Below are 12,921 nucleotides of genomic sequence, written 5' to 3'. Positions count from 1 at the left end.
AAACTTTATTAAACCGGTTTAGCTCATTAAAGCACAGCCCACCGGTAAGCGGAACGATTGGGTCACGAAACAGGGAGGCGAGGGTAAAAAATGTGAGCCAGGCGGAATATTTCGCCACTCCAGATCTGGACTTTTCCTTCCCCACCCGCTTAGGTATAGTTCAACAGGTCGCGGTTAGCCCCGCCGCGGTGGCCAAAGGTAAAGGAGTGCGTAGCGCGATGAACCCCAGTTTTGGCGATATTTACGATCGGTACCAGAAGCTGACGCTGACTACGCATCTGCCGGCGGTGATCGCCTGCAGTGAAACGCTGAGTTTGGGCAAAGACCAGGGCTTTATTCCGCAGCCGGGCTATCTCTACTTTCTGCTGCAGGGGCAAATGACATTGGCCTTTGGCGATGAGCAGAACCTGGTCGGGATTGTTATCGCGCATATGCCGTTAGGATTACTGGAACATTATTGTCCGTCGGTCGCGCTCTATTATCAGTGTCTGGGCGAGTGCCAGCTGGTGAAAATAACCGCCAGCGATTTTGAGCGAATATTCTTTCATTCGTCGCCGGGCTATATGCAAGAGCTGACCACGATCCTGGCCTATATGGGCATATTTGCCCTTGATGCCCACTATGAACGCGGCAGCCAGACCAGCTTTCAGACCATTAAATCGATGCTGTCGCGCTATTTATATCGCGGCGAAATTGATGGGGGTCAGCATGAGAGCCTGTCGGCATTTATTATTAAACGAACCAATCTCTCGCGCAGCTATGTGTACCAGGTGCTGGCCGCGCTGCGCGAGGGGGGATATATCACGGTGAAAAAAGGCAAGCTGATCTCCATCGACCGTCATATTCCTGAGAAATTCTAAATCCGATTCGGCAGATTCACGCCATCACGTTGCTATTACCGCCAGGGAAAGCGCTAAGCGCGCTTTTTCCCCCGGCCCCGTTACGCCTGAATCTGGCTGTTTTATTTATTTAACCTTGCACTCTGGAGTTATTTTATGACCCTGGACTATGTGGCGCTGGCCATTCTGATCGCCGTGGCCTTAATACTTTTTTATGGCGTGATTGTTATTCACGATATTCCTTATGAAATCGCCAAAGAGCGGCGTCATCCTCATCAGGATGCGATTCATTATGCCGGTTGGGTCAGCTTATTTACCCTCCACGCGCTGTGGCCCTTGTTATGGATCTGGGCGACGCTGTGGCGCGAAGACCGCGGATGGGGGATGCGCCACATTGCCGACGAGCAGCAGGCGCTGCATCAGCGTCTGGAAACGGTGGTCCAGCAGCTGGAACAGGTCCAGCGCGAGGTGGACGTTCTGAAAGCGAAGGAGGCAAAATAATGGAAACGTTAATGTTGCTGACCTACGCCGCGCTATGCATCGTGGTGTTTAAAGTTTTTCGTATCCCGCTCAATAAGTGGACCGTGCCGACGGCGGTGCTCGGCGGTATCGCCCTGATTGGCGCGGTGATCTTCGGGATGAACTACAACTTCCCTTATACCGACGTCGGTAACCAGGTGTTTCGCACCGTGCCGATTGTGTCGCAGGTACGCGGCCGGGTGCAGAGCGTACCGGTGAAGCCTAACCAGATGCTGCATAAGGGCGATGTGCTGTTTACCCTCGACCCGACGCCGTTCCAGGCGAAAGTAGACGATCTGCAGGCGCAGATAAAAGCAGCCAGTCAGGATGCGCTCTCCTTAAACGCGGCGTTAAGCCAGGCGCAGGCCGAGCTGAGCCGTGCGGTGGCCCAGCGCGACCAGTCGCGGCGAGAGTATGCCCGCTATCGGGAGGGCCATGCCCAGGGCGCCTTCTCCGATCAAATGGTTGATACCCGTCTGCAGACGTGGAAAGCCGATGAAGCCAGCGTCAGCGCGGCTCAGGCGAAGGTGGTTCAGGCGCGTAATGCGCTGGACTCGGTGGTGAAGGGCAAAAACACCACCGTGGCCTCCCTGCTGGCGCAGCTGCAAAAGGCGCAGTTTCAGCTGGAGAACACCGTCGTCCGCGCCCCGGAGGATGGCTATGTCAGTACCGTCGGCTTACGGCCGGGCACCATGTCCACTGCGCTGGGGATGATCCCGCTGATGACCTTTGTGCCGGTGGAGGGCGCCGCCTCGCGGGAGTACGTCGCGGCATTTCGCCAGAACGCCCTGCAGCGTCTGCACAAAGGCGAGCCCGCGGAGCTGATGTTTCCGGCTATCCCGGGCACCGTCTTTCGCGGAGAAGTGGCCGACGTGCTGCCGGCGATTGGCGAGAGCCAGTTCCAGGGGCAGGGCAAACTGCTGACCACAGACGCGCTCAATACCCATGGCCGGGCGCTGGTGGTGCTGAAGGTGACCGATCCGCGTTTTGCCGAATACGCTCTGCCGCAGGGGGCCACCCTCGAGGCGGCGGTCTACTCGGATCATCTGAAAGAGCTGTCGCTGATCAGGAAGATCCTGATCCGTATGAAAAGCTGGGAAAACTATATCTATCTCGATCACTAAGCCGGCGGGCGCGGGGCGGACGAACCGCCCCGCGCCGCGGTCAGGCCTCGCTGTCCACCAGGCCGTCAATAATCACCTGCCGCACCCCCTGCGAACAGGGTTCAATACGCCCGCGCACCCCATAGACGGCCGCCAGAGTCTCGGGGGTGATGACCGCGGCCGGGGTGCCGTCGCCGAGCAGCTGGCCCGCCTTGAGCATCAGCACGTGGTCGGCGTGACGCAGGGCAATATTGATGTCGTGCACCACCACCAGGGTCACGATGTTGCGCCGCCGGGTCTCCCGGCGCACCAGATCCATCACGTGAAACTGGTAGTTGAGGTCAAGGGCGCTGAGCGGTTCGTCGAGCAGCAGCAGGCGCGGCTGGCGGATCAGCGACTGGGCGAGACCCACCAGCTGCTTTTGCCCGCCGGAGAGCTGATCGAGGTAGCTCATCGCCAGATGGGCAATCCCCAGCTGTCGCAGCAGCGCCATCACTTCCTCCTGGCGCTGCGGACTGTGGCGTCCTCCGGCGGCGCGCTGGGCAACGATAATCGACTCCAGCACATGCAGATGCACGCCGGCGGGCAGCGTCTGCGGAAGATAGACCACCTGCTCTGCGCGACGTGAGAACGGCTGCGTCAGCAGATTTTCCCCCTCCAGCAGCAGCTCGCCGCGGCAGGGGCCCAGACCCGCCATCGCCCGCATTAACGTTGATTTACCGCTGCCGTTTGGCCCCAGCAGCGCGGTGATTTTCCCTCGCGGCAGATGGGGAACCGTCAGGTTCTCGATCACCTTGCGTCTGGGGTAGCCGGCGCTGAAGTGAGACAGCGACAGCCCGGATAATGTCTGGTCGCTCATACCTGCCCCCGATGACGTAAAATGATGCTCAAAAAGAACGGGACCCCGACCAGGGAAGTGACGATCCCCACCGGAATAATGGCCCCGGGGATCAGGTTTTTCGAGGCGATGGAGGCCAGGGAGAGCACCAGGGCGCCGATCAGCGCGCTGGCGGGCAGGTAAAAGCGATGGTCTTCGCCGAAGAGCATCCGCGCAATATGCGGCGCCACCAGGCCGATAAAGCCGATTGGCCCGACAAAGGCCACCGAAAGCGCTGACAGGATGCTGATCCGCAGCAGCGTGGTCAGGCGCAGACGGCGAACGTTAATGCCAAAGCTGATGGCCCGGTCCTCGCCCAACCGCAGGGCGGTCAGCTTCCACGCGCTGCGCAGCGACAGGGGCATCACCAGCGCCAGGGCGACCAGCAGGATGGCGACTTTGCTCCAGGAGGCGCGATCGATGCTGCCCATGGTCCAGAACACCAGCCCCTGCAGCGTGTCTTCGTTGGCGATGAACTGCAGCATCGAGACCAGAGCGTTAAAGGTAAAGACCAGCGCGATGCCGAACAGAATGACGCCGGAGGTGGCCACCTGGGTCCAGCGGGTGATGCCGTCCAGCAGCAGGGCCGCCAGCAGGGCGAAGATAAAGGCGTTGGCCGAGATAAACCACTGGCCGGGAATACCGGGCAGGCCAATACCGAGCACAATCGCCAGCGCGGCGCCAAACGCCGCAGCCGAGGAGACGCCGAGGGTAAACGGGCTGGCCAGCGGGTTATTGAGGATGGTCTGCATTTCGGCGCCGGCCAGTCCCAGCGCCAGACCGACGATAATCGCCATCACCGCATAGGGCAGGCGGATATCCCAGACGATGGCGCGCGTGCCCGGATCGGCGCTGGCCGGATCGGTTAACGTCTGCCACAGGCTCTGCAGCGGCAGACCGGAGGGGCCGAGCATAAAATCGAGCAGCAGCGACGCGACAATCAACAGCGCCAGCAGGAGGATCAGCAGCAGACGGCGACGCACGATACGGCGATAGTCATCCATCACGCCAGAGGTCCCGGCGGGCAGCCCGTCGAGCACGGGGTCGGAGGTTAAACGCATGCTGTATTACTCGCTCTGCTGCCAGGAGAAGACGAACGGCTGGTCCGGCAGGTCGGTGAAATGGCGCACGATATAATGGTACGTCTCATCCGGGTTGAGATCGCCGAAGGCCTGCGGGTAGATATCTTTCGCCAGGTATTCCATGCCGACAATATTCCACGGGTGGTTATAGAAGTGGTGATAAACGCCATAGGCCCGCTTTTCCTGTACCGCCGGGATCTGGCTGACCCCAGGTCGCGCCAGCAGCGTCTGCGCCTGGGCCTTCACCGCCTCTGGCTTAACCGCATAACCCAGGGGCAGCACCTGGCTGTTGCCGCGCTTCGAGCCGGTCATGATCCAGGCGTCGGGCTTCATGCTGATTATTTTCTCCAGCGAAACGAACCCGGAGGCGCCCGGCAGCAGCTGCGAACCGATATTGTTCGCCCCGACCGCCTCCACCAGCCCGCCCCAGCCGCTGTGGCCATGAGTAAAGCAGCAGGCGTCGCTGTTGCCGGCCAGCGCTTCCACGAAGACGTTGGCCTTCGGCGTGATGGCCGCGGTTTTCTGGCGAATCGTCTGCAGCTGCTGACGATAGTAATCGGTAAAGGCTTTGGCCTGGCTCTCGCGGTTAAGGACTTTGCCCAGCAGGTCGATGCTGGGGGCGGTATCTTTCGCCGGGGCGATCTCATAGTCGACAAACAGCACCGGAACGTGCAGGGCGCTGAGCTTGTCGATGACGCCGCTCTCCATCAGCGCTGGCCTGGCGCGCAGCTGGGCGATCATCAGATCCGGCTGACGGGCGATGACGCTTTCAAGATCGACGTTCCCTTTATCGCTGAAGCCCATGTCAAGGATCGTGGCTGACTGCGGCCACGTCGTTTTCAGCATCTGCCAGGTGGCAACATCCTGCTTTTTCGCCAGATTATTCCATGCCACCAGCCGTTTAAACGGATTGTCCCGATCCAGCAGGGCGAGGGTCATAATGTCGCGGCCATCCTGCAAAATAATACGCTGCGGCTCTTTGGCGAGGGTGACCTGCCGGCCGTCAAGGTCCGTGACCGTCAGGGGATATTGGGTTGCATAGCTGAGGAGGGGCGTCGCGAGCAGCGCAGTAAGTAACAGCGATCTTACTGATTTTCTTGCCATAAAATGAGTTCCGTTTGCCAATTTATAAATATAATGATTCTGAGAATTATTCTCGAGTAAACGTCAACGGCAAGTATATCAAGGGCAAATTTCATAAAATGTAACAAACATGTTGGAAATTATGCCAACGCCGACAGGGCGCGCGCGGCGGCAGCATTTTCTGCCAAGGCTGGAGGTCGAAGACGTTTTTCAGGCTAATTCCTAATGTCATCCCCGGTTCGTTGTGCCATCCTGAATGCGACTCATAACACGACACGTGAGAGAGGATATTATGAAAAAAGCAATGATTGCGTTATCGGCTATTCTGGTTGCGGCTCCGGTTTTTGCTGCGACAACACATGCAACAGATGATACCGTCGCGGCGGCGAATGCCAACGCCAACACCGCTAAAGAGAAGCTGCATCAGGCCCAGCACGAGGGCGAAGAGCAGCAGCTGAAGGCGAAACACGCCGCCGAAGGCAAGCAGGACAGCGTCGGCAGCCAGGTGAGCGAAGGCGCGCAGAAAACCTGGAACAAGACCAAAGAAGGCACCGAGAAGGGGTGGGATAAGACCAAAGAGGTCAGTGAAAAAGGCTGGAACGCCACCAAATCCGGTGCGGAAAAGGGCTGGGATAAAACCAAAACCGGCGCCGAAGAGTTAAAAAATAAAGTGACTGAATAAGTCCTTTTACCTGTCTGAATAAAGGTCGCGAAAGCGGCCTTTTTTATTGCCCCGCCATCAGCACAACCTCTTCCCGACAGCCGATGCCAGGAATCGTCCTGGTTAACCAGTTACTCACTCTTTCTTCACATTTGCCCGGTACAAAGGAGCTGAATCAGGAGGTGTACCATGAAAAAGATGATTTCTCTGGCAGTAATTTTATCCTGTGTGCTGAGCGTCCCGGCCTTTGCCGATGGCCCGAACGACGGCCATCGTCCGGGGCAACCCACGGTGTGGCAGAACGGTCCGGACCATGACGGGCATGCACCGCAGGGCGGACCTGACGCGCATCATCAGGGCGACCATGACCAGCATGGCCCGGATCGCGAAGGCCATGACAAACACGATCTGGCACGTCATGAGCAGGACCATTTCGCCTGGCGCGGGAACGATTTCCGCAAAGGCCACCCGGCTCCGGCGCCGTTCCGTGGCGATGAATATCGCGTCCGTGACTGGAGCGACCGCGGCCTGCCGCCCCCGCCGGAAGGCCATCACTGGTCCTATATCGACGGTAACTATGTGCTGATCGCCGCGGCGACCGGGATCATCACCTCGATTCTGGTAAGTGGCGCCCTCGGCCACTAAATGCGCTGCTCCGCGACGCCGGGTCAGGAAAAGCCTGATCCGGCGATGGCGCACTCGCGGAAAGCTACGGATCCAGCGCAGCATCCGGCCAGTATTTATAACCATTGATCGTTGCCTGGGTGGACAGTTCTTTTTCGGTCAGATGATAAACGTTGACCTTCGAGAGCAACGAGGCGGTATCTGACGCCACGCCGCTGGAAGCGGCGGCGATCGGCGCGCTGCAGCCCGCCAGCGCAACGATTGCGAGAAGGAAAAGCCTCTGTAATTGCCTGTCCGTTTATTTTATATAACGCTGGATGTGGCCGTGCAGGGTAGGGTAAATAACGGGAAATCCTCAAAAAAATAAACTTTTATTTTTTAATTGCACTATTTTGATTATTCATTGCGCTGTGATGAGTGAATTATTAAATAAGATGCGTCCATTCCAGGTATTAGAAATGCTGCTTGCATAAACTTTTCATCGCGATACCGTGATAAGTCCTTAATTTATTTCCCGGAGAGCGGCATGAGTGATTATGTAATTCCAGAAATTAAAGCGACGGAAGCGGAAATGATTTCTATCCGTCATTATTTACATGCCAATCCGGAATTAAGTCTTGAAGAGTTTAATACCAGCGAACTGGTCGCCAGCAAGCTGACGGAGTGGGGCTATCAGGTGACGCGCGGTCTCGGCAAGACCGGCGTGGTCGGCAGCCTGAGCAAAGGCGATTCTCCGCGCACCATCGGTTTACGCGCCGATATGGATGCCCTGCCGATCGAGGAAACCACCGGTTTACCCTGGGCCAGCACGGCGCCAGGAAAAATGCACGCCTGCGGCCATGACGGTCACACCACCATTCTGCTGGCGGCGGCGAAATATATCGCCTCGCCGGCCTGTCAGTTCAACGGCACGGTGCATCTGATTTTTCAGCCGGCGGAAGAGGCTATCGGCGGCGCGGATTTAATGATTAAAGACGGCCTGTTCGAGCAGTTCCCCTGCGAACGCATCTTTGGCTTGCACAACATGCCAGGCCTGCCTGTAGGCAAGCTGGGCTTCTACGCCGGCAACTTCATGGCCTCGGCGGACACCGTCAAAATCACGATTACCGGCTACGGCGGCCACGGCGCCCACCCCGAGCGCACCGTCGACCCGATCGTCGCCGGTGCGGCGCTGGTGATGGCCCTGCAGAGCATCGTGGCGCGCAACGTGCCGCCGGGGGAAACGGCAGTGGTCAGCGTCGGCACCTTCCAGGCCGGTATCGCCTCCAACGTCATTCCGGAGAGCGCGGTGATGGAGCTGAGCGTGCGGGCGATGAAGCCGGAAATCCGCGACCTGCTGATCAAGCGTATTCACGAGCTCGCTGACTTTACCGCCAAAAGCTATGGCGCCAGCAGCGTAGTGGAGGTTTACGACTCCTATCCGGTATTAACCAACAGTCCTGAAGAGACCGATTTCGCCCGGGCGCTGGCGCTGGAGGTGTTTGGCCGCGAAGGGGTCCTGGAGTCGGTCTCGCCGATGAACGCCAGCGAGGATTTCGCTTTTATGCTGCGCGAACGCTCGGGCAGCTACTTCCTGCTCGGCAATGGTGAGAAAGGGGAGAAGGGCGGTTGCATGGTGCACAACCCCGGCTACGACTTTAACGATGACATTATCACCATCGGCGCGACGCTGTTCGCCCGTCTGGTGGAAAAACACTGTCGCTAATCTCTGGAGAAGAACGCGAATGAAAAAATCACTGTTGCTATGGCTGGCATTAATGGCGTCGACGTCGGCGCTGGCCGAAGGGGGAAAGGAGATCCGCTTCGGCGTCGACCCGACTTTCGCGCCGTTTGAATGGAAAGATCCGCAGGGCAAGCTGGCGGGGTTTGATATCGATTTAGGCAACGCCATTTGTCAGCAGCTGCAGGCGAAATGCGTGTGGGTGGAAAGCAATTTCGACGGCATTATCCCGGCGCTGAAGGCGCGTAAATTCGACGCGATCCTTTCCGGGATGTACATGACCGAGAAGCGCAAAGCGCAGATTGCCTTTAGCGACAAGTTGTATAACGGACCGGTGTTCCTCGTGGCGCGTAAAAATACCCTGCAAGGCAATACGCCGGAACAGCTGAAGGGCAAAACCATCGGTGTGGAGCAGGGCTCGGCGCAGGAGACGTATGTTAACCAGCACTGGCGGCCGCAGGGGATAAACATTGTGGCCTACCAGGGGGCCGATAGCGTGGTGCGTGACCTGGAGTCGGGGCGCATCGACGGCGCGGTGCTCTCCGGGATGATGGCCGACTACAGCTTCCTGCAGCAGCCGCAGGGTAAAGAATTCGCCTTTGTCGGCGGCCATCTGCAGGACGATACGCTGTTTGGCGCCGGGGCGGCGATAGGTTTGCGTAAAGACGATGAGGCGCTGCGTCAGGAAATTAACGGCGCGATTGCGAAGATTCTTGCCGACGGCACCTATAAAAAATTAGCTGGCAAATATTTTAGCTTTGATGTTTATTCCGGGACATAATGTCAGAGTGTACCTGCGGGCGTGGAGCGCCCGCCGTAAGATTCCTTTTCTGATTATCCAATCGACCTCCTCTCCTGACCCCTGTGGTTACCTGAGGGAAGCAGAATATAAGCTAAGGAGTACTCGGCATGATGACACGTCCTTTGGGCAAAACCGGATTTTCCATCGCCCCATTAGTCTTTGGCGGCAACGTCTTTGGCTGGACCATCGATGAAAAAACCAGTTTTGCTCTTCTTGATGCTTTCGTTGACCACGGTTTTGACGCTATCGATACGGCGGATGTTTATTCCCGCTGGGCGGAGGGCAACCAGGGCGGCGAATCTGAAACCATAATCGGCCGCTGGCTACAGGCGCGCCCCGGCATGCGCGATAAAGTCAAAATTTTCACCAAAGTCGGCTCCGATCTCGGCCTCCCCGGCCATAAAGGGCTCAGCAAAGCCTGGATCCAACAGGCGGTTGACGACTCTCTGCGTCGCCTGAATACCGATTATATCGACCTCTACTTCTCCCACTGGCCGGATCCGCAAACCCCGGTGGCGGAAACGCTGGAGGCCTTCCACAGCCTGCAGCAGGCCGGAAAAATCCGCGCGATGGGGGCCTCTAACCTCGATGCGATGCAGCTGGCGGGGGCGCTGGAGGTGGCGCGTAAGGGCGGCTTGCCTGCGTGGCAGGTGCTGCAGCCGGAATATAACCTCTACCACCGCTCTGCGTTTGAAGGCGCGCTGTGCGATCTCTGCGTCAGCCGCGATATCGGGGTGGTGACCTACTACAGCCTGGCCTCGGGGTTCTTAACCGGTAAGTACCGCCAGCCGTCGGATCTGACACAGAGCCAGCGCGGAAGCGGGATTGGTAAGTACCTGAATCCGCGCGGCATGCGGATTATCGATACCCTGGCGGCGGTCGCGGACGAGCAGGGCGCGAAGCCGGCTGAGGTTGCCCTGGCGTGGCTGATCGGCCGCGAAGGGGTGACCGCGCCGATCGCCAGTGCCACCAGCGTGGCTCAGGTGGAGAGTTTTGCCCGCGCGGCGGCGCTGAGCCTGAGCGCGGAGCAAGTGGCGCGGCTGGACGGCGCCAGCGCCTGAGGCAATCCCTCTTCCCGGCGGGGATAGGTGGGAAGGCTAAACATGACGCGGAGCGTAGGCCGGGTAAGGCGCAGCCGCCACCCGGCAAAATAACGGCGCAACCGGAAATGTCCCTGTTCGCGCTGCGCTTAGCAGGGCTACAGCTTCTGTGTTACTTCCGGGCCGATTGCGCTCCCGGTTAATTGTCTGCGTTATGGCAGTCATGGTGCAGGGAGCGCACAGGGGGCGGCCAGTCGCCGCCGCCCCCTGTACCCCCGGGCTCCGGCCAGCAACATCGCCGCTGCGCGGTCCCTTCGACTTATCCCTGCAGGCTTCGGGTCGGGCCGAGGCAGCGTCCGTGCAAAACACGGCCCTCAGCCCGCATCCATGCGGGCTGCCCCGGCCTTCCGGGAACGTCTCAGCGATGTTGAGGCCGCAACAGCGGCAGTTTCAGCAGCCCCAGGCCCGGCGGTGATTTGGGACCGTAGGCCGGGTAAGGCGCCAGCCGCCACCCGGCATAAAAGCGGCTCCGTGTCTGATGGCATCGCCCGGTGGCGCTGCGCTTACCGGGCCTACGAGGTGTGAGCCTGTGAGAGGCTCCTGTAGGCCGGGTAAGGCGCCAGCCGCCACCCGGCAATAAAGCGGCTCTGTGCCTGATGGCATCGCCCGGTGGCGCTGCGCTTACCGGGCCTACGAGGTGTGATCCTGTGAGAGGCTCCTGTAGGCCGGGTAAGGCGCCAGCCGCCACCCGGCAATAAAGCGGCTCCGAGCCTGATGGCATCGCCCGGTGGCGCTGCGCTTACCGGGCCTGCGAGGTGTGAGCCTGTGAGCGGCCCCGGTAGGCCGGGTAAGGCGCAGCCGCCACCCGGCGAAATGACGGGTGCGGTGCCTGAAAGCGTGCCCGGCGGCGCCCTACTATTCCTGATGGCGGGTGACGTTGAGGATCTTCGCGCTGGCGCCGACCGGGAAATTGCTGAGGGCGCCGAAATCGCTGCCCTGATAGCCCATGATCTTGCCGTCAGTGCGCATCTGCTGCAGATCGATGAGGATCACCCCCAGCGTGGGAATGATTTTCTCCCGCCAGACGAACAAATAGAGATCCTCAGCCACCTGCACATAGTGGCAGCGATCGACATCCGCCAGCCCCTTTTCCACGCCATCCAGACACTGCCAGGCGTAAAAATTGTCGTTGAGATAGATGTGCTCATAGCGCTCGGTCGGGCTGTAGGTGTACTGATTGCGCATGCCAATGAGCGCATCGGTAAAGCCCGGCAGCGGCCCCGGCTGGGCATCCAGGCGGGCGAAGACGAAACGGGCCTCAACCGCGGTCAGCGGCAACCCTTGTTCTACCCGGCTGAAGGCGTCCAGCCGCGCGGCGGCTTCGTCCGGCAGCTGGCCGTATACCAGCGTGGCATTGCGCTGCGTCAGGTTGCATACCGCGCTAATGCTGGCGTTATCCCGCTCCGGGTCAAGGAAGTCGATAAACAGAATGTCCGGGCGCAAGGCGGTCGCCCGCCAGGGGGCGCGCTTGCCGTTCCAGCTTAGCGTCTGCTCATCTTCGATAACCAGCTGCTGCGGCTCGCTCCCGGCGACATAAAAGGTAAAGTTTTCGCCTGCGGGCAGGCTGGCGGTAGCCAGCAGGTTACCGTGCGGCGCAAAACCATCGGCCAGCGCGCCGACCTGGATAAATACGGCTTCTGAAGTCATAGGGGCTCCTGAACAGAGTAGGGCGTTAGGCAAACGCCAGAGTGGGAACATCGACGATACTGGCCCCGCCGTCGGCGACCAGCGTAGCGCCGCTGATGATGGCGGCCTGCGGTGAACAGAGAAACTGACAGGCCTCGGCTATCTCCTCGGGGCTGGCGGGGCGGCGCAGCGGAACATCGCGACAGACCCGCTGATAAGCCTCAGCCAGCGACAGCCCTTCCGCCTGCATCAGCGGGCGCATCTCTTCATCCGCCATCGGCGTCGTGACCCAGCCGGGACAGACGGCGTTAGCGCGTACCCCCTGGGGGCCATAATCGCGGGCGACGGAGCGCATCAGGCCGATTAAAGCGTGTTTGGCGGTGACGTAGCCGCAGGCCTGCGGCCCGGCGGCCAGAGAGGCGATGGAGGCGACAAACAGCACATTGCCGCGGCGGGCAATCAGCGAAGGCAGGCAGGCGCGAACGCTGGCGAAGGCGCTGGTGAGATTGCCGTCCAGCGCCTCGCGCCATTGGCGGTCGCTGGTCTCGGCGGCGGGGCTGTTGCCCATCCCGCCGGCGCTGCAGATGAGGACATCAATCCCGCCGGTCTGGTCGAGGATCGCCGGTAGCAGCCGCTGGCGCCACACCTCGCCGTCGGCGGCATCGCCCACCAGCGCCGTGGCGCCGGTCTCATCGGCGACAGCCTGCAGCGGCGCTTCGCGCCGTCCGGTAATAAACACCCGGTCGCCCGCGGCGCGCATCAGCCGCGCGCAGGCAGCGCCAATTCCGGTTCCACCGCCGGTTATCACCACGACTCTCGCCATCCGCACTCTCCTGTAATGGGGTTTCCGATTACCTTAAAAAGCGCGTCAGGTCCCGGCTATCG

The 12,921-nt window shown here is 60.0% G+C and carries 15 protein-coding genes; 9 read left to right on the top strand and 6 right to left on the bottom strand.

What is annotated here, in order from left to right; all coding sequences use genetic code 11:
• The first annotated feature begins 218 nt into the window (after nucleotides 1–218).
• From ACR809_RS18825 to ACR809_RS18815, 3 genes are all read left to right on the top strand, one after another.
• Complete coding sequence (locus ACR809_RS18825; RefSeq protein ID WP_162992556.1) at nucleotides 219–860, top strand: helix-turn-helix domain-containing protein; 642 nt, start codon at nucleotides 219–221, stop codon at nucleotides 858–860.
• Nucleotides 861–995: 135 nt separating this feature from the next.
• On the top strand, nucleotides 996–1,340 hold the full coding sequence (locus ACR809_RS18820) for a DUF3302 domain-containing protein (protein WP_002892695.1): 345 nt from the start codon (nucleotides 996–998) through the stop codon (nucleotides 1,338–1,340).
• Nucleotides 1,340–2,482 (top strand): HlyD family secretion protein, encoded by a 1,143-nt coding sequence (locus ACR809_RS18815; RefSeq protein ID WP_002892697.1) that lies wholly within the window; start codon nucleotides 1,340–1,342, stop codon nucleotides 2,480–2,482. Before ACR809_RS18820 ends, ACR809_RS18815 begins: the two co-directional genes overlap by 1 nt.
• A gap of 40 nt (nucleotides 2,483–2,522) precedes the next feature.
• Here ACR809_RS18815 and ACR809_RS18810 read toward each other — a convergent pair whose 3' ends face one another.
• From ACR809_RS18810 to ACR809_RS18800, 3 genes are read right to left on the bottom strand one after another with little or no spacing between them, the layout of a single operon-like run.
• Nucleotides 2,523–3,320, bottom strand: coding sequence for an ABC transporter ATP-binding protein (locus tag ACR809_RS18810; protein ID WP_002892698.1), 798 nt, complete (start codon nucleotides 3,318–3,320; stop codon nucleotides 2,523–2,525).
• Complete coding sequence (locus ACR809_RS18805) at nucleotides 3,317–4,345, bottom strand: FecCD family ABC transporter permease (protein WP_072143255.1); 1,029 nt, start codon at nucleotides 4,343–4,345, stop codon at nucleotides 3,317–3,319. The genes ACR809_RS18810 and ACR809_RS18805 overlap by 4 nt, the downstream gene beginning before the upstream one ends.
• A 60-nt stretch (nucleotides 4,346–4,405) precedes the next feature.
• A complete protein-coding gene (locus ACR809_RS18800; RefSeq protein ID WP_009308082.1) occupies nucleotides 4,406–5,524 on the bottom strand; it encodes an ABC transporter substrate-binding protein in 1,119 nt (372 codons plus the stop codon).
• A gap of 271 nt (nucleotides 5,525–5,795) precedes the next feature.
• On the opposite strand from ACR809_RS18800, the gene ACR809_RS18795 reads away from it, so the two are divergent.
• Both ACR809_RS18795 and ACR809_RS18790 read left to right on the top strand, forming a co-directional pair.
• A complete protein-coding gene (locus tag ACR809_RS18795) occupies nucleotides 5,796–6,185 on the top strand; it encodes a hypothetical protein (protein WP_002892699.1) in 390 nt (129 codons plus the stop codon).
• 168 nt (nucleotides 6,186–6,353) lie between these two features.
• Nucleotides 6,354–6,809, top strand: coding sequence for an RcnB family protein (locus ACR809_RS18790; RefSeq protein ID WP_122051494.1), 456 nt, complete (start codon nucleotides 6,354–6,356; stop codon nucleotides 6,807–6,809).
• Between the two features lie 64 nt (nucleotides 6,810–6,873).
• On the opposite strand, the gene ACR809_RS18785 is transcribed toward ACR809_RS18790, so the two are convergent.
• Nucleotides 6,874–6,999, bottom strand: coding sequence for a hypothetical protein (locus ACR809_RS18785; RefSeq protein ID WP_016831715.1), 126 nt, complete (start codon nucleotides 6,997–6,999; stop codon nucleotides 6,874–6,876).
• On the opposite strand from ACR809_RS18785, the gene ACR809_RS18780 reads away from it, so the two are divergent.
• The 4 genes from ACR809_RS18780 (at nucleotide 6,962) to ACR809_RS18765 (ending at nucleotide 10,371) form a co-directional block, all read left to right on the top strand.
• Nucleotides 6,962–7,099 carry a hypothetical protein gene (locus tag ACR809_RS18780; protein ID WP_048289174.1) on the top strand — a complete coding sequence of 46 codons (138 nt, stop codon included), beginning with the start codon at nucleotides 6,962–6,964 and terminating at the stop codon, nucleotides 7,097–7,099. The genes ACR809_RS18785 and ACR809_RS18780 overlap by 38 nt on opposite strands.
• A 215-nt stretch (nucleotides 7,100–7,314) precedes the next feature.
• Nucleotides 7,315–8,493: a M20 aminoacylase family protein gene (locus ACR809_RS18775; protein ID WP_122051493.1), complete on the top strand. Its 1,179-nt coding sequence runs from the start codon at nucleotides 7,315–7,317 to the stop codon at nucleotides 8,491–8,493.
• Between the two features lie 19 nt (nucleotides 8,494–8,512).
• Nucleotides 8,513–9,289, top strand: a complete 777-nt coding sequence (locus tag ACR809_RS18770; RefSeq protein WP_002892707.1) for an ABC transporter substrate-binding protein — start codon at nucleotides 8,513–8,515, stop codon at nucleotides 9,287–9,289.
• A gap of 128 nt (nucleotides 9,290–9,417) precedes the next feature.
• Nucleotides 9,418–10,371, top strand: coding sequence for an aldo/keto reductase (locus ACR809_RS18765; RefSeq protein ID WP_004147443.1), 954 nt, complete (start codon nucleotides 9,418–9,420; stop codon nucleotides 10,369–10,371).
• An 894-nt stretch (nucleotides 10,372–11,265) separates the two neighbouring features.
• Here the strand turns inward: ACR809_RS18765 and ACR809_RS18760 are convergent.
• Together ACR809_RS18760 and ACR809_RS18755 are read right to left on the bottom strand one after the other, a co-directional pair.
• The gene (locus tag ACR809_RS18760; protein ID WP_004151806.1) at nucleotides 11,266–12,057 is read right to left on the bottom strand and encodes a MoaF C-terminal domain-containing protein; all 792 of its coding nucleotides are present in this window, start codon (nucleotides 12,055–12,057) and stop codon (nucleotides 11,266–11,268) included.
• 25 nt (nucleotides 12,058–12,082) lie between these two features.
• Nucleotides 12,083–12,859 carry an SDR family NAD(P)-dependent oxidoreductase gene (locus ACR809_RS18755; RefSeq protein ID WP_049185604.1) on the bottom strand — a complete coding sequence of 259 codons (777 nt, stop codon included), beginning with the start codon at nucleotides 12,857–12,859 and terminating at the stop codon, nucleotides 12,083–12,085.
• Nucleotides 12,860–12,921: the final 62 nt, after the last annotated feature.

It is taken from the genome of Klebsiella sp. CD33 (assembly GCF_051992865.1).
In the GTDB taxonomy this organism is placed as follows: Bacteria; Pseudomonadota; Gammaproteobacteria; order Enterobacterales; family Enterobacteriaceae; genus Klebsiella; species Klebsiella pneumoniae.
The sequence above is the reverse complement of the archived record's forward strand: the minus strand, read 5'-3'. Positions and strand labels throughout refer to the sequence as shown.

What these genes read in the sequence shown, in the direction of transcription:
- ACR809_RS18810 (WP_002892698.1), bottom strand. Translation starts at nt 3,320, where the DNA reads ATGAGCGACCAGACATTATCCGGGCTGTCGCTGTCTCACTTCAGCGCC.
- ACR809_RS18765 (WP_004147443.1), top strand. Translation starts at nt 9,418, where the DNA reads ATGATGACACGTCCTTTGGGCAAAACCGGATTTTCCATCGCCCCATTA.
- ACR809_RS18800 (WP_009308082.1), bottom strand. Translation starts at nt 5,524, where the DNA reads ATGGCAAGAAAATCAGTAAGATCGCTGTTACTTACTGCGCTGCTCGCG.
- ACR809_RS18790 (WP_122051494.1), top strand. Translation starts at nt 6,354, where the DNA reads ATGAAAAAGATGATTTCTCTGGCAGTAATTTTATCCTGTGTGCTGAGC.
- ACR809_RS18770 (WP_002892707.1), top strand. Translation starts at nt 8,513, where the DNA reads ATGAAAAAATCACTGTTGCTATGGCTGGCATTAATGGCGTCGACGTCG.
- ACR809_RS18775 (WP_122051493.1), top strand. Translation starts at nt 7,315, where the DNA reads ATGAGTGATTATGTAATTCCAGAAATTAAAGCGACGGAAGCGGAAATG.
- ACR809_RS18815 (WP_002892697.1), top strand. Translation starts at nt 1,340, where the DNA reads ATGGAAACGTTAATGTTGCTGACCTACGCCGCGCTATGCATCGTGGTG.
- ACR809_RS18755 (WP_049185604.1), bottom strand. Translation starts at nt 12,859, where the DNA reads ATGGCGAGAGTCGTGGTGATAACCGGCGGTGGAACCGGAATTGGCGCT.
- ACR809_RS18820 (WP_002892695.1), top strand. Translation starts at nt 996, where the DNA reads ATGACCCTGGACTATGTGGCGCTGGCCATTCTGATCGCCGTGGCCTTA.
- ACR809_RS18760 (WP_004151806.1), bottom strand. Translation starts at nt 12,057, where the DNA reads ATGACTTCAGAAGCCGTATTTATCCAGGTCGGCGCGCTGGCCGATGGT.
- ACR809_RS18825 (WP_162992556.1), top strand. Translation starts at nt 219, where the DNA reads ATGAACCCCAGTTTTGGCGATATTTACGATCGGTACCAGAAGCTGACG.
- ACR809_RS18795 (WP_002892699.1), top strand. Translation starts at nt 5,796, where the DNA reads ATGAAAAAAGCAATGATTGCGTTATCGGCTATTCTGGTTGCGGCTCCG.